Source organism: Arthrobacter sp. 10T44 (assembly GCF_056393885.1).
The window spans coordinates 181,622-206,893 of record NZ_JBFTGT010000004.1 but is presented as its reverse complement, the minus strand read 5'-3'; the positions used below and the strand labels follow the sequence as shown (position 1 = coordinate 206,893).

Sequence of the window (25,272 nt, the reverse complement as noted above, 5' to 3'; positions counted from 1 at the left end):
CTAGCGGCCCGTGCCGCCGTAAACCGTGGCCTCGTCCTCGCTGTCCAGGTCGAAGGCCTTGTGGATGGCGCGGACGGCGTCGTCCAGCAGGTCGGCGTGGGTCACCACCGAGATGCGGATTTCCGAGGTTGAGATCATGTTGATGTTGATCCCGGCCTCGGAGAGTGCTGCGAAGAACCGTGCTGAGACGCCAGGGTGCGAGCGCATTCCGGCGCCGATCAGGGACAGCTTGCCGATCTTCTCGTTGTATTCGATATTCTCGAAGCCGATCTCGGCCTGTGCGGCGCGGAGCGCGGCGAGGGCGTCGGCGCCTTCCACGATCGGCAGCGTGAACGAGATGTCCGTCCGGCCGGTGCCGTGGGTGGAGACGTTCTGGACGATCATGTCGATGTTGGAGTGCGCGTCGGCGATGACCTGGAAGATGGCCGCAGCCTTGCCGGGGATGTCCGGAACGCCGACCACCGTGACCTTGGCTTCGGAACGGTCGTGTGCAACGCCGGAGATGATTGGCTGCTCCAAGGCAACTCCCTCTTGAATCGTGATCTTGTCATCGGCGCTGGGCAGTACCCAGGTGCCTTCGTTCTGGCTGAATGAGGAGCGGACGTGCAGCGGCACCCCGAAGCGGCGCGCGTATTCCACGCAGCGCAGGTGCAGGATCTTGGCGCCGGAGGCCGCGAGTTCCAGCATTTCCTCGCTGGAGATGCGGTCGATCTTCCTGGCGGACGGGACAACGCGCGGGTCCGCGGTATAGATGCCGTCGACATCGGTGAAGATCTCGCAGACATCGGCGTCGAGGGCCGCGGCCAGCGCCACCGCCGTCGTGTCCGAGCCGCCCCGGCCGAGCGTGGTGATCTCGTTCGTGGTGCGGCTCATGCCTTGGAAGCCGGCGACAATCGCGATGTGCCCCTTGTCCAGGGCCGTGCGGATCCGGTGCGGGTCAACGTCGATGATCCGGGCCTTGCCGTGGATGCCGTCGGTGATCATGCCGGCCTGGGAACCCGTGAAGGACTGGGCGGAGGCGCCGTATTTGTTGATGGCCATCGCGAGCAGGGCCATGGAGATGCGCTCACCGGCGGAGAGGAGCATGTCCATTTCCCGGGCCGGGGCGGAGTCTGTCACCTGGGCGGCCAGGTCGAGGAGTTCGTCGGTGGTGTCGCCCATGGCGGAAACAACGACGACGACTTCATCGCCGGCGTTGTGGGCGTCCACCACGCGCCGGGCGACCCGTTTGATACCTTCCGCGTCCGCCACCGAGGAACCGCCGAACTTCTTCACGACGAGGTGTTTGGTGGCGGCAGGAATCGCGGGCAGCTCCTGCGGCTGCGGTCCGGGGTGGACTTCGGTAGTGGGCAAACTCATGCGCGCACCCTCACTGGATCATCGGGGTTCTGGGCGAAGCTACTAAACGGCGCAGCCGAACGGCGCGACAGCTACTTCTGAACCAAGTTTATCGCCGTCGGCGGCCCGGAGTTGAATTGTGACCGAACGCCGGACGGACCGGGCCGCTGCCGGTGCCCGCTCTTGGTGGACATGCCCGTCGTCCGTCCCGGGGAGAGGACATGTCCCGCTGCGGCCGTGGACATGCCCGTTCGTGGGCGCGGAGGATGTACATATTCGTCGGCGGCCTCTGACATGCCCAGTCCCGTGCGCGGAGGATGGACATGTGCGTTTGCGGCGTTGGACATGTCCACTCCTGTGTTCGGGGGATGGGCATATGGGCACTATGTCCATTCGCGGCAGGGGCCGTTGGGCATGTCCATCGGCCGTGCCCGCCGTGTTTGCCCCGGCCCCCCTGCGCGCGGTAACTGGTTCAGTCGAGCCGGTCGGGCCGGTCGAGCCGGTAGCGCCAGGACGGAAGCTTCTTGCCCGCAGTGTCCTCGGCCGCGGTGAAATAGCGGTCTTGCCGGAAGCCGAGGCTTTCCAGCAGCCTGCGCGAGGGGAGGTTGGGTTCGTAGACGCCGGCGAAGACACTCCGGCTTCCACGGGCGGTGAACAACCATTCCACGAGGGCGCCGGCGGCTTCCCTGCCGAGGCCCAGCCCGTGGTGATCCGGGTGCAGGATGTACCCCAGACTCGCGGCATGGGCAGGGATCCTGCCGGGCAGCGGGGGAGCCTCTGAGTTCCAGGTCCGGCCGTCTCCAATGACCTCCCCGCTTGCCCGGAGCTGGATGGCCCAGGCGAAACTGAACCACTCCGCGGTGGAAGCCGCCGCAGCGGCCTGCACTTTCCGCGACCGGGCGCTGTTCGCGTCCGGGCTGAGGGCTTCGTGGGAGAGATACCGCACGGCATCCGGGTTGCCGCGGAACCGCAGGACGGCGCCGTCGTCGTCGGCGGTCAACGGACGCAGGATCAGGCGCTCGGTGCCGATTGGGGCGGGAGCGCCGCCGTCGGGGGCCACTGGGCCCGTCAGCTCAGCGCGTTGCGGCGGCCTTCGAAGGCGCGGCCCAGCGTGACTTCGTCGGCATATTCGAGGTCGCCGCCGACCGGGAGGCCGGACGCGAGCCGCGTGACGGCGATGCCAATCGACTTGAGCATCCGGGCCAGGTAGGTGGCCGTTGCTTCGCCCTCGAGGTTGGGATCCGTCGCGATGATGATTTCCTGGATGGCGCCGTCGTTGAGCCGGGTGAGCAGCTCGCGGATCCGAAGCTGTTCCGGGCCGATCCCGGCAATCGGGTTAATGGCGCCGCCCAGTACGTGATAGCGGCCGCGGAAGGAACGGGTGCGCTCCACCGCCAGCACGTCCTTGGACTCCTCCACAACGCAGATCACGGAGGGGTCGCGGCGCGGATCCCGGCAGATGTTGCACAGCTCCTGCTCGGTGACGTTGCCGCAGACCGTGCAGAACTTCACCCGCTCCTTCACCGACGTGATGGCCTCGACCAGGCGCTTCATGTCCTGCGGATCGGCTTCGAGGATGTGGAAGGCAAGCCTCTGGGCGGACTTGGGCCCGACGCCGGGAAGGCGGCCGAGCTCGTCGATCAGCTCCTGAACTGCACCTTCGTACACAATTTCCTCGTTCGTTTGGGGGAGTGGCGGCCCGTGCGGCCGCCGGGAGGGCTAGAAGCGCGGCGCCAGCGGGCTTCCGTCCAGGGAACGCTCTTCCAGCAGCTTCCCGCCCAGAATACGCTCGACGGCGGCGCGGCCGAAGACGCCCGACTCCTCGATGGTTTCGTCGTCGGCGCTGGGGACGTCCTGGACGTAGCTGGTGGCGGCGACGGCGGCGCGCGCTGGTGCCTTGGCCCGTCCGGCTTCCGCCTCGGGGCTGTTGGACAGGCGCTGGTAGAGGCTCTGCCGTCCGGAGGCTGCAGGGGCGCCGACCGGAGCCGTGGCCGCGACCGGGGAGGCCGCGGCGGTGATGACCGTGGGCCCGGCGGCGGCAGGGGCGGGCCCGGCCGCAGGTGCCCGGGTGGCAGCGGCGCCGTCGAATCCGGATCCGGATCCGGATCCGGATCCGGCGGAAAAGGCGCCTACCGGCTCCGGGATCTGGGCAGCCGCGGGCTCGTAGTGCGGCGGCTCCGGCTCGGGGGTGCGTTGCGCGGACTCCGCCACGGCCTCCGTGGAGGTGTGCCGCCCCACGTTCAATTCCGTGCCGACGGTCCAGACCCCGGGGGACTGCTCGACGGCGCGTGCCCACGGGTCCTCGGCGGCATCCTTGGCGGCCGGGGCAGGCGCCGGGGCAGATGACCGGGTCGTAGCGGGGGTTTCCTTGCTGGACCGGGCTCGGGCCGGGGTGCGCGCCGGTGCGGGCGCCGCTGGGGACGCGGGCCGGGCGGCTTCCGGGGCTGAGGGATCCCAGTCCAGCGGCGGCTCTTCATCCAGTGGCGGGGCGTCCTCGTCCCGCGGGGGACCCCAGTCGTCGTCCGGGTACGAGTACGAACCACCGGGCTCGGAGGCGGGGCCGTCGGTCGGCTCAGGGGCCGGGCCTGTGGGCGCGGCGGTCGCTGCCGGCGCCGACACCGGCTCGACCGGGGCCGGACGGGCAGGCTCCGGTGAGGGCGCAGATGCGGACTGCGGCGCGGGCGTTTCCGCGGCGGCGGCAGGTCCGGTTTCGACCCCATTGCCAGCCGTCGACGGGGATTCCGGGGCAGCCCCGGTCGCGGCGGGGGCAAGGCCCCATGCCACATCCGCCGACGTGGCCGGGGCCTCCCGGCTAGCGGGCGCTTTTGGGTTTGGCTCAGAGCTCGCTGAGCTGTTGGTGCCGCCGGCGACGGCCGTGATCTGGCAGTCGATGCCGATCGTCTTGTGGATCGCCTGACGCAGGTTCTCGGCGTGGTCCGCCCGGCCGAAAGCGCCGGCGAGCCCGGATGTCGTGAAGGAAAGGGTCAGGACCTGATCCTCGAAGTGCCCCACCTGCGCATTTGGTTCGACGAGAGCCCAGGTGCTGCGCTTGATCTTGGTCAGGGTCTGCAGGATCTCGGGCCACGCACGGCGCAAGACCTCGACGTCGGGTCCGGACCCGGAGACCGCCGCGGGGGCGGGTGCATGGGCTGGGGCGGCCGTCGCTGCAGCGGCGCCGGCCGCGGGGCGCTCGGCCGGTTCTTTCCGAGCCGGTTGGGCCGGTGCCGCCGGTGGGGACGGGGCGGTCTGGGCCGATTCGGTCGGTGCCGGCGGTGCTTGCGCCGGGCGGGAGGCGCCGTTCGGAGTCGCGGATTCCTCCACCGGCCAGTCGCTGGTGCTGACCCGCGGGGCCGTGAGCGCTGGCCGTTCCGGCTGCGCTTCCTGCGGCAGCGCCTCCGGGGCCGGGCTGGCCGAGGGCGCGCTGGTGGCGGCAGCCGGGGTCCGGTCCGAGGTTTCGGCAGGCCGGTTGGAGAGCGGGGCGGGCGGAGTTGCCCGATGTGCCTGAGGTGATGCCGGGGCCGCGGCAGCCGATGCCGCTGCAGGGGCGTGGCCGGGAGGCGTAGGAGCCGGTGCCGGTGCCGGTGCCGGTGCCGGTGCGGCAGCCGGCGACGATACGGGGGCGGGCGTCCCGACGTCGTTCCCGGCGTAATTCAGGCGCCGCTCCACCCGGTCGATCCGGGCGGCGATGCCGCGTTCAGTCTGCTCGGAGCTGGGCAGCAGGATGCGGGCGCACAGCAGCTCGAGGTGCAGCCGGGGGGACGTGGCACCGGTCATCTCGGTGAGCGCCGTGTTGGTCACGTCTGCAGCACGGGACAGTTCGGCCGCGCCGAGGTTGTGTGCCTGGTTTTGCATCCGCGCGATCTGGTCCGCGGGCATGCCGCGCAGGATCGATTGGGCGCTCTCCGGCATGGCCTGCACGATGATCAGGTCACGGAAACGCTCGAGCAGGTCCTCGACGAAGCGGCGGGGGTCGTGGCCGGTCTGGATGACGCGGTCCACGGCGCGGAACACGGTAGCGGCGTCGGACGCGGCGACAGCCTCGACGACGTCGTCCAGCAGGGAGGCATGCGTGTAGCCCAGCAGGGCCACAGCCAGTTCGTAGTCCAGGCCGTTCGGGCCGGCGCCGGCCATGAGCTGGTCCAGCACGGAAAGCGAGTCCCGCACGGAGCCGCCGCCGGCGCGGATGACGAGCGAGAGTACGCCCGGGGCCACAGGTACGTTCTCCTGCCGGCACAGCAGTTCCAGATATGCCATGAGCGGCTCCGGCGGGACCAACCGGAAGGGGTAGTGGTGGGTGCGGGACCGGATGGTGCCGATCACCTTGTCCGGCTCCGTGGTGGCGAAGATGAACTTGATGTGTTCCGGCGGCTCTTCGACGATCTTGAGCAGCGCGTTGAAGCCGGCCGAGGTGACCATGTGGGCTTCGTCAATGATGAAGATCTTGTAGCGGTCGCGGACCGGGGCGTAGGTGGCGCGTTCGCGCAGGTCACGGGCGTCGTCGACGCCGCCGTGGCTCGCGGCGTCGATCTCGATCACGTCGAGCGAACCGGCGCCGCCGCGGGCCAGTTCGATGCAGCTGGGGCACACGCCGCAGGGGGTGTCGGTGGGGCCTTCGGCACAGTTCAGGCAACGCGCAAGGATGCGGGCGGAGGTGGTTTTACCGCAGCCGCGTGGGCCGGAAAAGAGGTAGGCGTGGTTGACGCGGTTCTTCCGCAGGGCCGTCATCAGCGGGTCGGTGACGTGTTCCTGCCCGATAACGTCCGCGAACGAATCGGGGCGGTATCTGCGGTAAAGAGCGGTAGTAACAGTCACAGCTAAACCCTACCAATCGGCACAGACATAAAAGACCCCCCATGCACCCGCCAGAGCCCATTTACCCTTGCTACCTTCCGGTCCTGGGGGAGTTCAACAGGATGACGCCACATGAGGGGCCGTCGATTAGTTTACCCGACGATCGGGCGAGCCCCGAATCCGGGTGTTGGCCTGCTGTTTCGTGGCGGGACATGCCCATTCTTCGGGCCGCGGCGTGGGCATATGGCGACTATGTCCAACGTCCGATGGGAGCGTGGGGCATGTCCCGTGGCCGCAGGGCGGAGGGCTCAATTGGGCGAAGCCGGGAAGTTCAGGTAGTCTAGTATCTGCTTTTGATTCAGAAGCTACTGGAGAATTCGCCTAGCGGCCTATGGCGCACGCCTGGAACGCGTGTTGGGTTAACGCCCTCGGGGGTTCAAATCCCCCATTCTCCGCGGTTGGCCCCGGTCCATCGGACCGGGGCCTTTTTGCGTCCTGAGCCAGCGCGCCGCAGACGCGGGCCCCGCCGCAGTGAGGGTCCGCCGCCCAGTCACACTTACTCCGCGAACCCCAGCCGGCGGAGCCTTTCGCGTGCTGCCTGCTCACTCGGGCCAACCCGCCCCAGAGCGAGATGGACGACGCTTAGGGTGACTTTCGTCGCCAGTTTCACCGGCAGCGGGATCGGGCCCAGCCTTGCGGTCCGAAGCCCCAGCATCTTCCGGTATTTTGGCTCCAGGCTGGACACCGCTGCCGCAAAGAGCACCCGGTACCCTGGCCTGAGTGCGGGGTGGAGCGGGGGATCGCGGATGAAGGCCACGGTTTCGGCAACCTTGGCGCCCGAGGCCAGTTCGCCGTCGTCGTACCAGCGGTCAAGCTGCCGGCGCATGTCAGCCTCGCTCAGCGGCGGCGCCTCCACGCCCATCAGCGTCCCCGCCTGCGCCCACTCGCGGACGTAGGCGTCCGGGCCGCCCGGAATCGGCCCGCCCCAGATCTTGTGCGCGGACAGGAAGGCATCCGTGAAAGCGATGTGCACCCAGCGGAGCAGCTCCGGATCGTTCGCCGCGTAGGGCCGCACGACGCCGTGGCCGTCGGTGAATTCTCCGTGCACCGACTCGTGCAGCCGCAGCACCCAGCCGGACGCGGCGCGGGCGGCCCCCGTGGACCCGTAGGAGACGGTGAAGATCCAGCGGATGGTCCCGGCGAGCCGGCCCAGGGGGTCTTCGCGGAAGCGGGAATGGTCGTGCACCCCGGCCAAAGCCCCCGGGTGCAAGGCCTGCATCAGGAGGGCGCGGATGCCGGCAACAATCGTCGGCATGCCCCCGTGCACCGCCCAGACGGCGGAGCCCGGAAGGTGGAAGCCGGCGTCGTCGCCCTCAGCCAGGCGCCCCACCCACTCCGGGACCGCATCCCGGGTTCCGGTGAACGTCTGTTTGAGCTCGGACTGCCACTCCCTGAGGACATTGCGCATACTCCTATTCTTACCCGGTCGGTGCTGGGCCGGTACCTGTTTTCCCTGCGGGGCTACTGGGGCGCCACCCAATCCGCCGCGCGGTGGCCCGAAACCGCCCCGAACCTCGCGCGGACCCAGGCATTGCGGAGGTTCACAGACCCGGTCGAGTGTGTTCACATAAGGGGGTGGGCCCGTTGGGATGGGGGCCTGACGGAAAAATCGCGGGAGTCACATCGTGGGAAAACACTGGGGAAACTCAACGAGTGCGCAGTCCAAAACTTCGGAGGTCGTCGCGCGCTCTCTGGCGGCAGCCACGGGTCTGGCTCTTGCGGTGCTGGTTTTCGGGCCGTCCGCACCGGCGGGACCGTCAGCCCGGGATGCGGCGGTGCCGCTGGCCACCGGCTCCGCCGGCACGGGTTTGCTCGCTCCCGGGATCGCCGCTGACCCCGGGGGTGCGGCACGGGAGACCTCAAGGCTGACCGCAGACCGGCATGCCCTCATTTCCTTCGCCCGGACCACGGTCCAGACCACGTCCAAAGACGGCAAGGTCGAGCTCCGGGTCGCGTCGGCAGGCCTCTCGCGCCCGCCGAAGGGCTTCCTGATGGCGCCCCTCGAAACACTGCTGGAGTCATCCCCGTTCGGGCTGCGCACCAGCCCGCTGACCGGAACCGCCGGCGAGTTCCACTGGGGCCAGGATTTTGCCGCCCCGTGCGGCACCCGTGTGTATTCGGCCGACGCCGGTGTGGTGCGGGCCGTCGGATGGCACCCCTGGGGCGGCGGCAACCGGGTGGAAATTGACCACGGCAACGGCCTGATCACCACGTACAACCACCTTCAGGGCATCGCCGTGAAGAAGGGCGAATCGGTGGGAGTGGACGAAGTCATCGCCAAGGTGGGGACGACGGGCTCGTCCACGGGCTGCCACCTGCACTTCGAGACGATCCTCAACGGCTCGCACACCAACCCCTTGGACTGGAAGTTCCTCCCCACGCGGCAGGTGGACCGTCTCGACAACATCCAGATGGTCAGCTATGCGCCTGCTGCCGGCAAGCAGGGTGCCGGCAGCGCGGGGAGCGCCGGCGCGGACTGGGCCATTCCGGTGTCCGAAGATCACACCCATGCGGTGACCGGCGGGGTTCAGGAGACACACGTACCCGAGGTTCCGGCCACTGCCGCGGCGAAGCCGTCACCGACCCCCACCGGCTCGCCGCTAGCGACATCGACGCCGCCCGCCGCGCCGGCGCCGCCCGCCGCGCCGGCGCCGCCCGCTCCGCCGACACCGCCCGCCACGCCGACGCCGACCGCTCCGGCGACGACCGCTCCGGCGACGACCGCGCCGACGCCGGTGCCGACCGCTCCGCCGACGACCGCGCCGGCACCGGCCGAGCCCCCGGCCCCCACCCCCACACCCGCGGTGACTGATCCGGCGTCGGACCCGACCCCGCCCGCTCCGGCCCCCACCGCTCCGGCGGTCCCAGCGGAGACCGTCTCCACCGAGCCGACGGGCGCCCTGGAAACCGCGATCTCCCCGACTCCGTAGCCACGGCAGTCCGGCGCGGCCCGTACCCATACCCACGCGCCGTGGCAGCGAATTACCGTCGTGAACTGTTCCTGCCCCCAAGCCCGCGAGGAAACCAAGCCATGACATCCCTGCACTCCATCCCGCTGACCCTCAACGACGGCACCGAAACGGACTTTGGCCGGTTCCGCGGCCAGGTGGTGCTGGTGGTGAACGTGGCATCCCAGTGTGGTTTCACCCCCCAGTACGCAGGCTTGGAGGCGCTCCACAACAAGTTCCGCGAAGAGGGCTTCAGCGTCCTCGGCGTCCCGTGCAACCAGTTCGCCGGGCAGGAGCCGGGCGCCGACGCGGAAATCGCCGAGTTCTGCGAACGCAATTTCGGTGTGACGTTCCCGCTGACCGCCAAGGCCAACGTCCGCGGCAAGAACCAGCATCCGCTCTATGCGCAGCTGACCAAGTTCAAGAACGGCCTGCTGCCGGGCCTGGTGAAGTGGAACTTCGAGAAGTTCCTGGTGAATCGCGACGGCGAGATCGTGGCCCGCTTTGCGCCCACCGTGGAGCCCGACTCAGCCGAGGTCATCGAGGCAGTGCGGCAGGCGCTCGGCTGAGCCGCCGTCGGACCACCGCTGGTCCCTGCCAGCCAGCTTTGGGCGGCGGGGGAATGCAAGGGCACAAGGGGCCCTATCCCTCAGCATGCTTCAGGCCTAGACTGGCGAAACCCTCCGACATTCCGGGCATACCTGCGGCGCAGACACCTCTGCCCGTCGGCCGTGCAGCCGACGTAGCCCCGTGGAGGGCGCATCAGAACGCTTCGTGAGTCACAACTGGGCACTCAACATTGGGGTCCGTGAAACCAGGAGGAAAGTGATGACAGGAAACAAAGCCGTTGCCTACAAAGGGCCAGGAAAAGTCGAACTTATCGACATTGACTACCCCACCTTCGAACTCAAGGACGGCCCGGGGGTCAACCCCGCCAACGTGGGCCGCCCGGTGCGCCATGGCGTAATCCTTAAAACCGTTGCCACGAACATCTGCGGCTCGGACCAGCACATGGTCCGCGGGCGCACCACCGCCCCGGCAGACCTGGTGCTGGGCCACGAAATCACTGGCGAAGTCGTGGAAGTCGGCCCTGACGTCGAGTTCATCAAGGTGGGGGACATCTGTTCCGTCCCCTTCAACATCGCCTGTGGCCGCTGCCGTAACTGCAAGGAGCGCAAGACCGGCATCTGCCTGAACGTCAACCCCGCCCGTCCGGGCGCCGCGTACGGATACGTGGACATGGGCGGCTGGGTCGGCGGCCAGGCCAACTACGTACTGGTCCCGTATGCGGACTGGAACCTGCTGAAGTTCCCCGACCGGGACCAGGCGCTGGAGAAGATCATGGACCTGACCATGCTCTCGGACATCTTCCCGACCGGCTTCCACGGCGCCGTCACTGCCGGCGTTGGTGTGGGCTCCACCGTCTACATCGCCGGGGCCGGACCCGTGGGCCTCGCGGCGGCCACCAGCGCGCAGCTGCTCGGCGCCGCCGTCGTGATTGTCGGTGACATGAACGAGGACCGGCTCAAGCAGGCGCGCAGCTTCGGCTGTGAGACCGTCGACCTGTCCCAAGGCGGACCTGCCGAACAGATCGAGCAGATCCTGGGAGTCCCTGAGGTCGACTGCGGCGTCGACGCCGTCGGCTTCGAAGCCAAGGGGCACGGCCACGACGCCAAGGAGGCCCCGGCGACGGTGCTCAATTCGCTGATGGAACTCACGGCGGCCGGCGGTGCCCTCGGCATCCCCGGACTCTACGTCACGGGGGATCCGGGCGGCATTGACGAGGCAGCCAAGAAGGGGGCCCTTTCCCTGAGCCTGGGCACCGGCTGGGCCAAGTCGCTGAGCTTCACCACCGGGCAGTGCCCCGTGATGAAGTACAACCGCGGGCTCATGATGGCGATCCTGCACGACAAGGTCCACATCGCGAAGAACGTCAACGCCAAGGCGATTTCGCTCGAGGACGCACCGAAGGGCTACGCCGAGTTCGACGCCGGTGCCGCCACAAAGTACGTACTCAACCCGAACGGCTACCTGAGCTAGCCGCGAAGCAACCGAGTAATCCACTTTCCGGCGGACACAGCCTGCATATACGTAAGCAGGTATGTGTCCGCCGGAATACTCGATTTACACCCTTTTTCAAACATGCCTACTGGAGTTTGCACATTGCCGGCCGAATGTCTGGTTGGATAGATCTAACTGAGAGGGACGCTGGAGGCATCTGCCGCCACCCAACCAGGAAGGTTGCAATGGAGCTCATCGAGGCCGAGCACCCCCGGCCACGTCATTTCCTACTCCACCTGAGCGATCCGCATTTGCTGGGCGGTACGGATCCCCTGCACGGCGCGGTGGACGCAGATTCCCGGCTCAGACAACTCTTCGAGCAAGTCCGTGCCTCCGGCGCGCGCCCCGAAGCCGTGATCTTCACCGGCGATCTGGCCGACCGCGGCGAGGCGGAGGCCTACTCCAAGCTGCGCGGCATCGTGGAACCTGCCTGCCGGGCCATGGGCGCCAAAGTCATCTGGGCGATGGGCAATCACGACGACCGGACCAACTTCCGGACCAGGCTGCTGGACCAGCCAGCCGACGACGCACCTGTGGACCACAGCTACTTCATCAACGGCCTCCGGGTCATCACGCTGGACACCTCCGTCCCCGGGTTCCACCACGGCGAACTGAGCGCTGCGCAGCTGGAGTGGCTCGCCGCCGAGCTCGCCACCCCGGCACCCGACGGCACCATCCTGGCCCTGCACCACCCGCCGGTGCCCTCCGTGCTGGATCTTGCCGTACTGGTTGAACTGCGCGGCCAGGCAGCGCTTGCCGGGGTGCTGCGGAACTCCGACGTGCGAACCATCCTGGGCGGCCACCTGCACTATTCAACGACCGCCACGTTTGCCGGCATCCCCGTCTCGGTCGCGTCCGCCACCTGTTACACCCAGGACCTGAACGTCCCGGTGGGCGGAAGCCGGGGCCGGGATAGCGGGCAGTCGTTCAACCTGGTCCACGTCTACGAGCACACGATCGTGCATTCGGTGGTGCAAGTGGGCGACACGATGCCTGCGGTGGGCGAATTCGTTACGGCCGAAGAGGCCCAGCGGCGCATTGCCGCCGCGGGGATCCGGATTCCGCGCCAGGCCAGGCTTGAGGATCCGGCACAAACCCCGGGCCACCGCCGGATCACCACGCGGAACTAGCCGGCAGCTGCTTTCGCCGGCAGCTTCCCCGCGGCTAGTTCCCGTTTCTACTTCTCCCAGGGCGCCTTGATCGGGAAGTACTTCTCCAGGAAGTCCGTCACCAGTTCGGCGCGCTCCTCGGCAGCCACCTCCGGGAAACTTCCGTCGTTGAGGCAGAAGAAATCCATGTTGCGCTTCGAGAGCAGCTTCGGCAGGTAGTTCAGGCCGGCGCGGGCCGTCGTGTCCACGTACCGCACCTTGGCCGCAGTCTGGGTCACGGCCCGGCCGGTCAGCAGCGCGTAGTAGTGGTAGAACGAATTCGTCACGGAGATGTTGTCCGCGGCCCGGAACCGGCTGGCCGCCGTCTTCGCGAATTCGGCCGGGAACTCCTGTTCCATCTGCGCCACGACGCTGCGCCGGAGCGGCGCGGCGGTGTGTTCCAGGTGGCGGGTGGTGATCCGCCCGAACCGGTCCCAGAGCAGCTTGCGGTTCACCCGCGCCGCGTTCTCGAAACCGCTGCGCTCGGCGTCGTTGTCTCCCAGCCCGATCCGCGTCTCCGCCTCAATGAACTTGGTGATCCCGCCCGGGGTGAAGAACATGTCCGGCCGCACTGCCCGGCCGAAGAACATGTCGTCATTGGAATAAAGGAAGTGCTCGGAGAGGCCCTCGATGTGGTGGAGCTGACTCTCGACCGCCTGCGAGTTGTGCGTCGGCAGCACGGAGGGGTCGGCGAAGAACTCCTCGCTGCGGACGATCGTCACGCTCGGGTGGTCCGCGAGCCACTCCGGGGCGGGGGAGTCCGTCGCGATGAAGATCCGCCGGATCCACGGCGCGAACATGTAGACCGAGCGCAGGGCATACTTCAGCTCATTGATCTGGCGGAAGCGGGCCTCGTGGTCGTCTCCCTCTCCCACAACGACGCCTGCCATCCTCGCTCGGCGCGCGGCGATGTACTCGGGCGAGCTGCCGTCCACCCAGGAGAACACCAGATCGACGTCGAAGCTGATGTCGCTGGCGTGGTCGGCGAACATGTTCTCGATGGTGGGCCAGGTGTGGCCGTAGCGTTCGACGGTGCCGCGGACGGCGTCCTGGGCCAGCAGGGTCCGCCGGGTCAGTGAGTTTTCGATCGGCAGGATCAGCTGGTCGCCCTCAAAGCTCCAGAGCTCCAGCTGGACGCCGGCCGAGGCGCCGAACTCGAGGCCGCCGTCCGGTTCCACCCGGGGCCGGTACAGCCGGAAGATCCGGGCCTGGCGGTTGAGTGCAAGCTCACCGTCGGCCACCAGCACGGAGGACTTCTTCTTGGCGTCCACGGTCATCGAGTAGAACGGTTCGTCCCGGCAGGCCTCCACGAGGGCGGCGCGGAGTTCCCGACGGTTCTTCCAGTCCACGGCGATCACGGGGCGGTCGTTGTTGCCGCGGACCAGCAGGTAGTCCAGCTTTGCCCCGGCAAGCACGGAGCGCACGAACAGCAGGTCTTCCACCATGGCCTGGTACGGCGTGCGGTTTTCATTGATCAGCGCATACCTGCCGTGCCGGCGCACCACGTCGGAGCGCGTCCGGAGTCTGGCGACGGCGGCCGGCGAGGTGATCTCCGCGTGGGCGTGGTTGTCTTCGCTCGCCTGGCTGCCGTAGTAAATCTCGTCCTGGATCAATGCGTCTGTAATGTCGATTCTCCGAGTGGTTGAAGGTGCGTGGATCTCTACTTGCATAATAACCCGGGGCGCAAAAACGGCCCGGTGCGGGGCGCTCAGCCGGCCAGGGCGGCGCGCCAGTGACGCAGGAAGGCCGCGCCGGCGTCGTCGTGGATGACCTCGTCGCCGAGCCCCAAGTCGGCCGCGGTCAGGATTCCGTACGGCTTGACCGGCACGCCGTCGGCGGGACGGACGTCCACGTGCTTCACCGGGTGGTCGTTGTGGTGCAGCCAGTCGGCCATGGCGTAGTCGGTGCGCGAGTCGCCCACCGTCCGCCAGGCCTGTGGGGTGATGCCCTGGGCGGCCAGCAGCTCCACAGCCCGGCTCGCGCCGAGGTCCTTGCCCAGCCGGACGGATTCGATGTCGGTGGAGATGATGGTGGGGTCGACCCGGTAGTCGATCTGGTCATCGCTGTTCGGGGCGTGGTGGTCCAGCCGCACCACCCCCAGGCCGTGGCGGCCCATCAGGGCCATGGCGTCGGCGTCGAACAGCGCCTGTTCCTCGCGGTAGTCGGAGTTGGCGACGGCGACGTGCTGTTCCACGGAGACCATGGCCCGTTTGGTCTCGTCGTAGAACATGTGGGCGGAGTAATCCTCCGCGACAAGCCGCCGCACATCGTCCCCGAACGCCTGCGGGATGGCAAGTTCCCGGTCCACGTGCACGGCGCCGGCCCCGGCGGCGGTGTAGCTGAACCAGACGGCGCCCTTCTCGCAAATGGCGTGGATGGTGAGCCCCTCCGGCATTCCGGCAGCGATCATCGGCCCCATAACCTGCTCACGGATGAAGGCATCCGAACGGCCGGTGTTGAAAATGACCGGAATCCCGGCGGCCGCGAGGGCCAGCAGGTCCGCGATGATTCCCGGCTGGACGGTGCGGGTGAGCGGACTGGCCACGGGACCGTCGACGTCGAGCAGCAGGGCCAGCGGCGGGGCCGAAGGCACCAGGGCGGAGGTCTCGGTTGCAGTCATGCCTCCATTCTCTCAGCCGGGCCGGAACTTCGCCTCCGCCGGCGGACTCGTGACGCCGGGGCTCCGGACGGGCTAAAGCCGGAATGACCTTTCTGTGCCCGGCAGTGACAGCACCGGACGTATCGATGACAAATGGTCACTGTTTGGCCACAACCTCCGGCGCCGTGGCGACTTTGATTCCCCTGACCGGTGATCTTCCTTAGGCTTGCATGGTGATCTTCAAAGCTGTGGGCGAGGGACGCCCGTACCCTGACCATGGTTTCAATACGCCCAAGGACTGGGCGGCGTTGCCGCCGCGCCCGGTCCGCCTGGACGAGCTCGTGACCACCAAGCGCACCCTGGACCTGGAAGCGCTGCTGGCCGAGGACTCAACCTTCTTCGGGGACCTCTTCCCGCATGTGGTGGAATTCCGCGGCGTGCTCTATCTCGAGGACGGCCTGCACCGGGCCGTCCGCACCGCCCTGCACCAGCGCACCGCGATCCACGCCCGCGTGCTGGTGATAAATGGCTAGGAAGCCGAAGGATCTCTCGGTCCTGCACGGGCACCACGTCATCACCGGCGCCGATCTGCGGGCCACGTTCGCGGAGCAGGACGAGCTGTACAACCGGGTCCGGAAGCGGCGGCGCATCCTGCACGGCGCGGTCCTGTTGATCCTGCTCGGGCTGCTTGCCGCAGCCATTGTGGTGGCCTTGGCCATCATGAACGGCCAGATCAAGCTCCCGACGGCGGAGCGCAGCCAGGCTGCTGCGCCGCTGTGCCCGGACGCGACGTACGACTACACGCCGCCCGGGAAGATCAAACTGAACGTCTACAACTCCACAAGCCGCCCGGGTTTGGCCCGGACGGTGGCCAACGAGTTTGCGGCGCGCAAGTTCGTGGTGGGGGCGGTCGGCAACACCGAGTCCGGCTACCGCGGTGTGGCACTGGTGGTGTCCGGGGCTGCCGGCCAGTCCGCGGCGTTCAGCGTCCAGCGCAACCTGCCCGGCTCGGACTACGTCCAGGACGGCCGCAGCGACGCCAGCGTGGACGTCATCCTGACCGGGGACTTCAAACAACTGGCCAAGCCGGGGCTCGTGGACCAGACGCCGGGCAAGCTCAGCTGCCCCCGGGAGACCCGCCGGGTAGTCGAAGATCCCAGCCTGCCCGTGGTGCCGACCATCGTCCCGGCCAGCCCCAAGCCCTGAGTCTCCGGGAGGAAGGCGTCCAGGAGGAAGGCTTCCGGGAGGAAGGCTTCCAGGAGGAAGCGGGCGGGCTCGGCTACGCGCTCACGCGCAGGGGGCGGCCGGCGTCGTCGAACCTGGCCCCGGCACCCAGCTGGATGAAGCGTACCGTCCGGGCGATCCGCGCCTCCGCTTCCGGGTCCGCGCCGGCCCCGTCCCCGCGGGCCGCACTGGAGGAGAGCGTGCCGTGGATGAGCTGGGCAAGCTGGGTGATGTCCGCTTCGGGGAGATAGCCCTGGGCCATGCCGTCGCGCAGGATGTCCTGCAGCAGGAGGCTGAGTTCACCGACGTGGTCCGCCAGTTTGGCGAAGGAGGCAGGGGACAGGACAGCCCCCATGGCGGGGCCCGGCGGCAGGTGGCGGCGGCTCAGGTCCGCCACCTGGGCCCGCACGTAGAGCGCCAGCCGCTCCACGGGGTTCTCCAGCGAGGCCAGGGAATCACGCAGTTCGACGAGGAACCGTTCCGTCTCGTCCAGTGCGTAGGCAATGAGCAGCTCTTCGATGTCCGCGTAGTAGTTGTAGACGGCGGTGCGGCCGATCCGGGCGTGCCGGGCGACGTCGGTCATGGTCAGGCCGGGCAGCCCGTGCGTGAACAGCAGTTCGCCGAACGCGGTCAGGATCCGGCGCTGGGTCTCGGCTCGTTGGGCGGCGTTGCTCGCGGCCGAAATCCTGGGCATATGGACACTTTAGCGCGATCTGTCAGTAAAAAGGGGCGAAGCTTCGGCGTGCGTGCGCTCGCCGCCCCCGAGGCTGCCCCCGAAGCTGCCCCGCACCCGTCGGCGGCGTTCGGCGGCAGCCGGAGCCAAACCGGTCCGTGACGCGAGAAAAACATGCACCGGAAACGCCGCCGAAACCTCACCCGTGCATGCTGGTGCCAATGGAGCCCCGACGGAGGGGCTCCGCTGGGGAGGAGTTGGCTATGGGTAGGGAAGGTGCGATCCGGACGTGCGGGGAACTGGCCGCCGGGGACGAGATCGAGGCGTGGCACAACGGCAAGTTGTTCCACCGCGGGCGGGTCACCCAGACAATCCCGCTGATGGAGCTGTTCTGGATCCTGGACGCCCGGACCGGCGCCCGGAAACTGCTCGACGTCGAGGCGCTGGAGATCGTCCGCTGTGCCCCGGCCTCGCGGCTCGGGGTCACCGCAGGCCTGGCTCAGCCCGCCTAGGCCTCGGACGGGGACTCAGACAGGGCACCCGTCCGGGCCGCATGCGACGCCGTCCGAACCGGACGTGCCGGCGTCGACCATAACGAGCGGGTGGCTTTCCTGCCACGCCTGCTCCAGGGCTGCAGTGAAGGTTTCCGCGGGCTGGGCCCCGGAGATGCCGTATTTGCGGTCGATGACGAAGAACGGCACACCGCTGATGCCCAGGGCCCGGGCCTCGGCGAAGTCCTGCCGGACGTCGTCGGCGTACTTGTCCGAACTGAACAGCTCGTCCAGTTCGCCGGCGTCGATCCCGAGGTCGAGGCCCAATGAGGTGAGGTATTCACGGCTGCCGATGTCGCGGCCGTGCTCGAAGTGGTCGCTGAGCAGCCGTTCCTTGGCGGCATCCCGCTGACCGTGCGCGGCGGCGAGGTGGATCAGCCGGTGGGCCGTGAAGCTGTTGGCCACCACGACGGCGTCAAAGCGGTAGTCGAGTCCCTCGGCGCTGGCCAGGGATGCCACGTGCTCGAACATGCCGGCGACCTGGTCCGGGGCCATGCCTTTGCGGGTGCTCAGGTAGTCCAGTTCGGTGCCGTCGTAGTGCTCCGGCAGGGACGGGTCCAGCTGGAAGCTGCGCCACTGCACCTCCACCCCATCGCGGTGCGGGAACGCCGCGAGCGCGGTCTCAAAACGGCGCTTGCCGATATAGCACCAGGGGCAGGCCACGTCGGACCAGATCTCAATCTTCATGCTGGCGACAACCCCGCCGGGCCCGCGCTCATTCCCGTCGGCCCGCCAGCTTCCAAAGTCCGTTCCCGCGGTCAAGGGACGCGGAGGGACGCGGAGGGACGCGGAGGGGCGTGGTCAGGGCGCGAGCGAGCGTTCCATGACGAAGTCGTGCTCCACCGTGCTCCCCAGCCTGAACGACTTCGTGCCGACCTTCCGGAAGCCGGACTTCTCGTAGAACCTGATGGCACGGGCGTTCTGGCTGTTCACGCCGAGCCAGAGGCCGCGGGCGCCCGCGGCCGACGCCGCGACGATGCTGGCCTGCATCAGTTCGGCCGCCGCGCCGAGGCCGTGGTGCTCCGGGTGGACGTAGCACTTGCTTAGCTCCGTGCTCGGCCCGGCCCCGAGGACGGCAACCACGTCCGGATCCTGCGTGGCGCGGTCCAGGAGCAGGCTGTAGCCGCGGAGCGCCCCGCCCGCGTCGAGCACGAGCACGGTGACGTCCGGATCGGCCAAGTAGTCGCGGAAATTGGCTTCGCTGAGTGTGTTGGCCAGGTGCGCGGCGATGTCCTCGGGCTGGGATTCCGGCGGGCAGGCGAGCGGAAAGGTGATGGCGGCGAGTTCGGCCAGCGGGCCCGCGTCGTCGGCCGTTGCCTTCCGGATGAGGTGCGTCATGCGAAAAACCCTAGTCCGCGGACCGCGCTGCTTGACCTTCGTGAAGCTGGCTCCGTCATGTTCCGGCGGGTGCCGGGCGGGCCGCAGCCGCGCGTGATAGCAATGGGACTGATGAAAACATATTTCTGCCCGGATGCCAGTCCGCGGACCGCCGGGTGAGTGCCCTGGCGAAGATCCCGCGCGGCGGGCTCCTGATGATCGCGATCGGACTCATCGCCCTCAACATGCGCGGGCCGTTCGTGGCGGTCGCGCCGGTGGTGGGGAACATGCAGCGCGACCTGGGCTTTTCGCCGGTCGAAATCGGCTTCCTGACGGGCATCCCGGTGCTCTGCTTCGCGCTGGCCGCGCCGCTGGCATCGCTGACGGGCCGGAAGCTGGGGCCGGAGTTCGCAATCACGCTGACCCTGCTGGGCGTACTGCTCGGCGTCGTGGTCCGCTCCGCGGGCGGGGGTGCCCTCGTGATGCTGGGGACCGTGATTCTTGGCATCGCCATCACGATCGGCAACATTGTGGTCCCGCTGATCATCCGGCGCGACTTCAGCCCGGCCAAGCAGGCAGCGGCCATGGGCACCTACACCGCCGCGCTGAATATCGGCTCCTTCGTCACGTCCATGATTACGGCGCCGTTGGCGGAACTGCTCGGCTGGCGTCCGGCCATCGCGGCGTGCGCCCTCTTCGCGGTTGCGGCCGGCGCGGTGTGGGTGCTGGCCGCCGGCAGCAATTCGCTCCGGCCCGAAGCGATCCCGGGGGCGGATCCGACCCGAACGGCGGGGCGGCCCGCGTCCCGCTGGATCACCGTGGCGCTGACCGCGGGATTCGCCGGCCAGGCGTTTTCCTACTATGGGGTCACCGCCTGGCTGCCCAGCCTCCTTGCCGACGAACTGGGGCTGGCGCCGTCGGCGGCCGGCGCCGGATCCTCGCTCTTCCAGATCCTGGCGATCGCGGGCGGCCTAGGCGTCCCGTTCGTGGCGCGTTTTGCCAGCACGACGACGGTCGGACTTACCCTGGGGGCGCTGTGGCTGACGGTGCCGCTGGGGCTCCTGCTGGCGCCCGAGCTGTGGTGGCTCTGGTCCTCCTTCGGCGGCGTGGCCCAGGGCGGCGGCATCACCCTGATCTTCATCGCCATCATCCGGCTGGCCCGCGACCAGGCCTCGGCGGGCCGGATGTCCGCCGTCGTCCAGGGCTCCGGCTACTGTTTCGGCGCCGCGGCTCCCACCCTGCTGGGCTTCGTGCACGGCATCTCGGGCTCGTGGACCGGGCCCCTGCTGATGATCCTGGGCTCGGTGGCCCTGTTCATCCTGGGCTGCGCGCTGTCCCTGCGCCACATCCCGAAGGCGCACTGACCTCACTGAGCCCGGCCGGGCACCCCGGGTGAACGGACACTTGAGGCCCATGTTTTGTGGAAAACATGGGCCTCAAGTGTCCGCTCGACGCCGTTGTCGGGGACGGGGAGGGTCTTCCGTTGCCGGGCTGCCACCCCGGATTTCGGGGTGCCTGTTGCGAAGGGCGTGACAGCCCGGCGGACGGAATTCTTGCGGGGCCCGGTGCGGACGCCGTAGGCGGCGCCCGCACCGGGCCGGGCGGCTAGACGGCCACGAGGTCCTCGCAGTTGGCTGCGATGTCGGCGCTGTCGCGGGCTTCGTGCAGGAAGCGGTCGTAGGCCGGCAACGTCAGGAAGGCGGGGAACTCGTTGCCGAGCGTGACCTCCTCGAAGATGTCCCTGGCATCGGCGAAGCGGTCGCCTTCGAAGCGTTCCAGCTTGGCGAACTCCTCATCCAGCATGTCCTCCACCCACTCGCGGGTGATAACGTCGCCCGCGTCCGTGATGGCCCGGGAGAAGATCCACTGCCACAGCTGCGAGCGGGAGATTTCCGCGGTGGCGGCGTCCTCCATCAGGTTGTGGATAGCCACCGCGCCGTTGCCGCGCAGCCAGGACTCGATGTAGCGGATGCCCACCTCGATGTTGTTCCGCACTCCCTGCTCGGTGATCGTCCCCGTGGTGGAGGAGATGTCGATCAGTGCGCGGTCATCCGGCGTGACATCCTCGCGGAGGCGGTCCAGCTGGTTCGGACGGTCGCCGAGGACGCCGTCGAACACCTCGCGGCACACCGGCACCAGGTCCGGGTGCGCCACCCAGGAGCCGTCGAAGCCGTCGGCCGCCTCGCGGGTCTTGTCGGCGCGCACCTTCTCGAACGCGATGGCGTTGGCTTCCTCGTCCTTGCGGTTGGGGACGGCCGCGGCCATGCCGCCAATCGCCACGGCGCCGCGCTTGTGGCAGGCCCGCACCAGTTGTTCGGTGTAGGCCCGCATGAACGGCTGCGTCATGGTGACCTGGCCGCGGTCCGGCAGGACAAAGCGCGGTCCGCGGGTGCGGAAGTTCTTGATCAGCGAGAAGATGTAGTCCCAGCGGCCGGCGTTCAGGCCCGCGGCGTGCTCGCGCAGTTCGTAGAGGATCTCCTCCATCTCGAACGCGGCCGTGATGGTCTCGATCAGCACCGTGGCGCGGATGGTGCCCTGCGGGATCCCCAGCAGGTCCTGGGCCAGGACGAAGATGTCGTTCCACAGCCGCGCCTCGAGGTGGTTCTCGATCTTCGGCAGGTAGAAGTACGGCCCCTTGCCCTGGGCGATCAGGCGGCGGGCGTTGTGGAAGAAGTAGAGACCGAAGTCCACAATGCCGCCGGCCACCGGGGCGCCGTCAATGAGCATGTGCTTCTCCGGCAGGTGCCAGCCGCGGGGCCGGACCACGATCGTGGGCAGTTCCTCGGCAGCGCGGAGCTTGTACTCCTTGCCTTCCGGGGAGGTGAAGTCGATCCGGTGCTCCAGCGCGTCGGTGAGGTTCAGCTGGCCCTGGATGACGTTGCGCCACGTCGGGGTGGAGGAGTCCTCCATGTCAGCGAGCCACACCTTGGCGCCGGAGTTCAGCGCGTTGATGGTCATCTTCTTGTCCACCGGGCCGGTGATCTCGACCCGGCGGTCGGTCAGTCCCGGTGCCGGGGGAGCGACGCGCCATTCCGGGTCGTTGCGGATGGACTCGGTCTCGGGGAGGAAACGCGGGTCCTGCCCCTTGCTGATCTGCTGGCGGCGTTCCTGCCGGGCCCGCAACAGCTCCTGCCGGCGCTCCGCCGTCGCCCGGTGCAGCTTGGCAACAAAAGCCAGCGCGTCCGGAGTCAGAACCTCGCCCTGCCGGCAAATCGGCTGTGCGGTCAACGTAACCCCGTTGATAGTGAAGTTGTCAGTGAAGCTGTTCATTTCAATCTCTCCTTAGAGAAGAAGCAAGGTCGACGGCGAATGGTGACTCAAGCGCGAGGCCAAAGGTGCCGGGATTGCGGCAGCCTGCGTAAAAGGGGCCCTGTGTCCGGGCCCGTCCTCGCTCAGCGAGGTCGGACCCGGACGCGGGGAATAGCAGGCAGAGCAATGCCGGACCGAAGGCCGGATGCAAGGCCGCCGTCGTGAGTTAGTGGAACTGGCCTTCTTCTGTGGATCCCACGAGGGCCAAAGTGGATGCGTTCGGGTTGAGCGCGGTGGCGATGTCGTCGAAGTAGCCGGTGCCGACTTCGCGCTGGTGCTTAGTGGCGGTGTAGCCGCGGGCTTCGGAGGCGAATTCCTTTTCCTGCAGCTCGACGTAGGCGCTCATGCCTTCCCGGGCGTAACCGTGGGCGAGGTCGAACATCGAGTAGTTCAGGGCGTGGAAGCCGGCCAGGGTGATGAACTGGAAGGTGAAGCCCATGGCGCCGAGTTCACGCTGGAACTTCGCAATCGTGGCGTCGTCGAGGTGCTTGCGCCAGTTGAACGACGGCGAGCAGTTGTACGAAAGCATCTGGTCCGGGAAATCGGCCTTGACCGATTCAGCGAACTTGCGGGCCAGCTCCAGGTCCGGGGTGCCGGTTTCCATCCAGATGAGGTCGGAGTACGGGGCGTAGGCCTTGGCCCGGGCGATGCAGGGTTCGATACCGTTGCGGACCTTGTAGAAGCCCTCGGCGGTCCGTTCGCCCGTGATGAATTCCTGGTCGCGCTCGTCGACGTCGGAGGTGATCAGGGTGGCTGCCTCGGCGTCGGTGCGGGCGATGACGACCGACGGTGTGCCGGCGACGTCGGCGGCGAGACGGGCGGCGTTCAGCGTCCGGACGTGCTGCTGGGTGGGGATCAGGACCTTGCCGCCAAGGTGGCCGCACTTCTTCTCCGAGGCGAGCTGGTCTTCCCAGTGCACGCCCGAAGCGCCGGCCTGGATCATCGACTTCATCAGTTCGTACGCGTTCAGCGGTCCGCCGAAGCCGGCTTCGGCGTCGGCCACGATCGGCACCATCCAGTCCTCGACGGTCTGGATGCCTTCGGAGAACTCGATCTGGTCAGCGCGGAGCAGGGCGTTGTTGATGCGGCGGACCACCGTGGGAACGGAGTTGGCCGGGTACAGGGACTGGTCCGGGTAGGTGTGGCCGGAATTGTTGGCGTCGGCGGCAACCTGCCAGCCGGAGAGGTAGATGGCGCGGAGGCCGGCCTTGACCTGCTGCACGGCCTGGTTGCCGGTCAGGGCGCCGAGGGCGTTGGTGTACTTGCCCTCCTTGTGCTCCTCCGTGAGCTGCTTCCACAGCTTCTCGGAGCCGCGGCGGGCCAGCGTGTGTTCTTCGGAGACGCGGCCGCGGAGGCGGACGACGTCGGACGCCGAGTAATCCCGAGTGACACCTTCCCAGCGCGGGTTGGCAGCCCACTCGAGCTCCAGGGCGGCGGCCTGCTCTGTTGTGTCCTGGCCGGCCGGCTGCTGGGTGGGCTCAAATGCTGCAGTCATCTTTGTCTCCTTGATGGGTCCCGGCCCGCCAGTCTGCGTCTCTGCAAGTCCTGGCGGGTTGTTCCGAGGTAGTGAATCTTTCTGTGAGATCTACTTTTCTTTACTTTCAAGGGGGTTTCTAGGGGAAATCTATGGAAAGAAATGCACTTCTTCCCGTATTCTCAAGAAATGCATCCAAGCAGCTGGAACCGTCAGGCAGTACCGCCGTCCCACCCCGCCGAACCAGAGGTGGATGTCATCAGCATGGGCCGAAGGGTCCGGCACCTGCGCAAGGCGGCCGGGCTCACGCTCGATGACCTCAGCGCCACGGTCGGAACGGCCCCCAGCCAGCTGAGCCTGATCGAGAACGGCAAGCGTGAGCCCAAACTCGGCCTGCTCCAGCAGCTTGCTGCTGCGCTTGGCGTCAGCATCGACGAGCTGCTCGGCGCGGAACCGCCGAACCGGCGTGCGGCCCTGGAGATTGAGCTGGAGCGTTACCAGCGCAGCCCCATTTACGAGTCCCTGAAGCTGCCCAAGATCCGCATCAGTTCAAGGCTGCCGATGGACGTGCTGGAGTCCATGGTGGGGCTGCAGCATGAGCTGGAACGCCGCCTCAACGAGCAGGTCGCGACGCCGGAAGAGGCCCGGCGCGCCAACGGTGAACTGCGGGCCATGATGCGGGAGCGGAACAATTACTTCCCGGAATACGAGGCGGAGGCGCAGAAGGTGCTGGCGTCGGTGGGCCACACGTCCGGCCCGCTGTCCCACCATGTCATCGCCGACATCGCCGGGCACCTTGGCTTCAGCCTGCACCATGTGGGCGACCTGCCGCATTCCACCCGCTCGGTGACGGACCTCAAGAACCGCCGAATTTACCTCACGCAGAACGCCCGGAGCGACCACGACCCCCGTTCGGTGCTGCTGCAGGCCCTGGGCCACTACGTGCTGGGCCACCAGACGCCCACCAACTACGGCGACTTCCTGATGCAGCGCGTCGCCACCAACTACTTCGCCGCCGCGCTGCTGCTGCCGGAGCAGGCCACCGTGGAGTTCCTGCAGAAGGCCAAGGCGGCCAAGGAAATCGCGGTGGAGGACATTAGGGACGCGTTCGCCGTGTCCTACGAGACCGCGGCGCACCGCTTCACCAACCTCGCCACGCAGCACCTGGACCTGCGCACGCACTTCCAGAAGACGCACAAGAGCGGCATCATCTACAAGGCATACGAGAACGACGGCGTGACGTTCCCGCAGGACCACACCGGCGCCATCGAGGGCCAGCCCTCGTGCAAGAACTGGACCTCCCGGGTGGTGTTCGACGTGCCGGACAAGTTCAGCGCCTACAACCAGTACACCGACACCCCGGCCGGGACCTACTGGTGCACGGCCCGGACGGAGCGTTCCGCCAACGGGGAGTTCTCGCTCTCGGTGGGGGTGCCCTACGCGCAGGTCAAGTGGTTCCGCGGCCGCGACACCACGGAGCGCTCCAAGTCGACCTGCCCGGACGAGAGCTGCTGCAAGCGTCCGCCGGCCGCCCTCGCCTCCGAGTGGGCCGGCAACGCCTGGCCCTCGGCCCGCGCCCACTCGCACCTGCTTGCCGCGATGCCGCCCGGCGCCTTCCCCGGCGTGGACGAGACCGAGGTCTACTCCTTCCTGCAGGCGCACTCCGGGAACTGAGTTCGACGGGACCCGGCACTCTCCCTCAGGTCCGTCGGGCTGGGGGAGCGTTCGGTGGTTTGGTTGCCGAACCTGTGGGAGCGTTTTCGGGGCGTGGCTGACAGG

At 68.1% G+C, this 25,272-nt stretch carries 21 protein-coding genes, 1 tRNA gene and 1 other RNA gene; 10 read left to right on the top strand and 13 right to left on the bottom strand.

From position 1 onward, the window contains the following. The 5 genes from AC1DBL_RS08875 to ffs all read right to left on the bottom strand — a co-directional run bounded on the left by AC1DBL_RS08875 (position 1) and on the right by ffs (position 6,274). Positions 1–1,359: an aspartate kinase gene (locus AC1DBL_RS08875; RefSeq protein WP_175322225.1), complete on the bottom strand. Its 1,359-nt coding sequence runs from the start codon at positions 1,357–1,359 to the stop codon at positions 1–3. Positions 1,360–1,810: 451 nt separating this feature from the next. Next, positions 1,811–2,398, bottom strand: a complete 588-nt coding sequence (locus AC1DBL_RS08870) for a GNAT family N-acetyltransferase (RefSeq protein WP_476925953.1) — start codon at positions 2,396–2,398, stop codon at positions 1,811–1,813. 8 nt (positions 2,399–2,406) lie between these two features. Continuing rightward, positions 2,407–3,006, bottom strand: coding sequence for a recombination mediator RecR (recR, locus tag AC1DBL_RS08865; protein WP_441417894.1), 600 nt, complete (start codon positions 3,004–3,006; stop codon positions 2,407–2,409). A gap of 51 nt (positions 3,007–3,057) precedes the next feature. Beyond that, positions 3,058–6,150 carry a DNA polymerase III subunit gamma and tau gene (locus AC1DBL_RS08860; protein WP_476925952.1) on the bottom strand — a complete coding sequence of 1,031 codons (3,093 nt, stop codon included), beginning with the start codon at positions 6,148–6,150 and terminating at the stop codon, positions 3,058–3,060. Between the two features lie 27 nt (positions 6,151–6,177). Beyond that, an RNA gene (gene ffs / locus AC1DBL_RS08855) (signal recognition particle sRNA small type) lies at positions 6,178–6,274 on the bottom strand. Between the two features lie 225 nt (positions 6,275–6,499). On the opposite strand from ffs, the gene AC1DBL_RS08850 reads away from it, so the two are divergent. After that, positions 6,500–6,584, top strand: a tRNA-Ser gene (locus AC1DBL_RS08850). Positions 6,585–6,685: 101 nt separating this feature from the next. On the opposite strand, the gene AC1DBL_RS08845 is transcribed toward AC1DBL_RS08850, so the two are convergent. Continuing rightward, positions 6,686–7,597 (bottom strand): oxygenase MpaB family protein, encoded by a 912-nt coding sequence (locus AC1DBL_RS08845; RefSeq protein ID WP_441417892.1) that lies wholly within the window; start codon positions 7,595–7,597, stop codon positions 6,686–6,688. A 313-nt stretch (positions 7,598–7,910) separates the two neighbouring features. On the opposite strand from AC1DBL_RS08845, the gene AC1DBL_RS08840 reads away from it, so the two are divergent. From AC1DBL_RS08840 to AC1DBL_RS08825, 4 genes are all read left to right on the top strand, one after another. After that, a complete protein-coding gene (locus AC1DBL_RS08840; protein WP_476925951.1) occupies positions 7,911–9,119 on the top strand; it encodes a M23 family metallopeptidase in 1,209 nt (402 codons plus the stop codon). Between the two features lie 101 nt (positions 9,120–9,220). Further along, positions 9,221–9,706: a glutathione peroxidase gene (locus tag AC1DBL_RS08835; protein ID WP_441418938.1), complete on the top strand. Its 486-nt coding sequence runs from the start codon at positions 9,221–9,223 to the stop codon at positions 9,704–9,706. Positions 9,707–9,965: 259 nt separating this feature from the next. Next, a complete protein-coding gene (gene fdhA / locus AC1DBL_RS08830) occupies positions 9,966–11,177 on the top strand; it encodes a formaldehyde dehydrogenase, glutathione-independent (protein WP_441418939.1) in 1,212 nt (403 codons plus the stop codon). Between the two features lie 206 nt (positions 11,178–11,383). Beyond that, the gene (locus tag AC1DBL_RS08825; protein WP_441418940.1) at positions 11,384–12,328 is read left to right on the top strand and encodes a phosphodiesterase; all 945 of its coding nucleotides are present in this window, start codon (positions 11,384–11,386) and stop codon (positions 12,326–12,328) included. A gap of 47 nt (positions 12,329–12,375) precedes the next feature. On the opposite strand, the gene AC1DBL_RS08820 is transcribed toward AC1DBL_RS08825, so the two are convergent. Together AC1DBL_RS08820 and AC1DBL_RS08815 are read right to left on the bottom strand one after the other, a co-directional pair. After that, a complete protein-coding gene (locus AC1DBL_RS08820; RefSeq protein ID WP_175322233.1) occupies positions 12,376–14,016 on the bottom strand; it encodes a stealth family protein in 1,641 nt (546 codons plus the stop codon). 38 nt (positions 14,017–14,054) lie between these two features. Beyond that, entirely contained in the window at positions 14,055–14,966 is a 912-nt protein-coding gene (locus tag AC1DBL_RS08815; protein WP_441418941.1) for a hypothetical protein, read from the bottom strand. Between the two features lie 212 nt (positions 14,967–15,178). Here AC1DBL_RS08815 and AC1DBL_RS08810 point away from each other — a divergent pair, with 212 nt between their 5' ends. Together AC1DBL_RS08810 and AC1DBL_RS08805 are read left to right on the top strand one after the other, a co-directional pair. Beyond that, complete coding sequence (locus AC1DBL_RS08810; RefSeq protein WP_175322235.1) at positions 15,179–15,478, top strand: type II toxin-antitoxin system VapB family antitoxin; 300 nt, start codon at positions 15,179–15,181, stop codon at positions 15,476–15,478. Beyond that, the gene (locus tag AC1DBL_RS08805) at positions 15,471–16,151 is read left to right on the top strand and encodes a LytR C-terminal domain-containing protein (protein WP_441418942.1); all 681 of its coding nucleotides are present in this window, start codon (positions 15,471–15,473) and stop codon (positions 16,149–16,151) included. Before AC1DBL_RS08810 ends, AC1DBL_RS08805 begins: the two co-directional genes overlap by 8 nt. A gap of 73 nt (positions 16,152–16,224) precedes the next feature. Here AC1DBL_RS08805 and AC1DBL_RS08800 read toward each other — a convergent pair whose 3' ends face one another. Then, on the bottom strand, positions 16,225–16,863 hold the full coding sequence (locus AC1DBL_RS08800; RefSeq protein WP_441418943.1) for a TetR/AcrR family transcriptional regulator: 639 nt from the start codon (positions 16,861–16,863) through the stop codon (positions 16,225–16,227). Positions 16,864–17,105: 242 nt separating this feature from the next. On the opposite strand from AC1DBL_RS08800, the gene AC1DBL_RS08795 reads away from it, so the two are divergent. Continuing rightward, positions 17,106–17,354, top strand: a complete 249-nt coding sequence (locus AC1DBL_RS08795; protein ID WP_476892866.1) for a hypothetical protein — start codon at positions 17,106–17,108, stop codon at positions 17,352–17,354. Positions 17,355–17,369: 15 nt separating this feature from the next. Here the strand turns inward: AC1DBL_RS08795 and AC1DBL_RS08790 are convergent, their stop codons facing one another. Further along, a complete protein-coding gene (locus tag AC1DBL_RS08790) occupies positions 17,370–18,080 on the bottom strand; it encodes a DsbA family oxidoreductase (RefSeq protein WP_476892865.1) in 711 nt (236 codons plus the stop codon). A gap of 114 nt (positions 18,081–18,194) precedes the next feature. After that, positions 18,195–18,731, bottom strand: coding sequence for an N-acetyltransferase family protein (locus tag AC1DBL_RS08785; protein WP_476892864.1), 537 nt, complete (start codon positions 18,729–18,731; stop codon positions 18,195–18,197). 194 nt (positions 18,732–18,925) lie between these two features. Here AC1DBL_RS08785 and AC1DBL_RS08780 point away from each other — a divergent pair, with 194 nt between their 5' ends. Further along, the gene (locus AC1DBL_RS08780; protein ID WP_476926058.1) at positions 18,926–20,074 is read left to right on the top strand and encodes an MFS transporter; all 1,149 of its coding nucleotides are present in this window, start codon (positions 18,926–18,928) and stop codon (positions 20,072–20,074) included. A 241-nt stretch (positions 20,075–20,315) separates the two neighbouring features. Here the strand turns inward: AC1DBL_RS08780 and aceB are convergent, their stop codons facing one another. Both aceB and aceA read right to left on the bottom strand, forming a co-directional pair. Then, the gene (aceB, locus tag AC1DBL_RS08775; RefSeq protein ID WP_476925950.1) at positions 20,316–21,980 is read right to left on the bottom strand and encodes a malate synthase A; all 1,665 of its coding nucleotides are present in this window, start codon (positions 21,978–21,980) and stop codon (positions 20,316–20,318) included. A gap of 205 nt (positions 21,981–22,185) precedes the next feature. Further along, positions 22,186–23,514, bottom strand: coding sequence for an isocitrate lyase (aceA, locus tag AC1DBL_RS08770; RefSeq protein ID WP_441418948.1), 1,329 nt, complete (start codon positions 23,512–23,514; stop codon positions 22,186–22,188). A gap of 141 nt (positions 23,515–23,655) precedes the next feature. Between aceA and AC1DBL_RS08765 the strand changes: the two genes are divergently transcribed. Next, positions 23,656–25,167: a helix-turn-helix domain-containing protein gene (locus AC1DBL_RS08765; RefSeq protein ID WP_441418949.1), complete on the top strand. Its 1,512-nt coding sequence runs from the start codon at positions 23,656–23,658 to the stop codon at positions 25,165–25,167. The last annotated feature ends 105 nt before the right edge of the window (positions 25,168–25,272 follow it).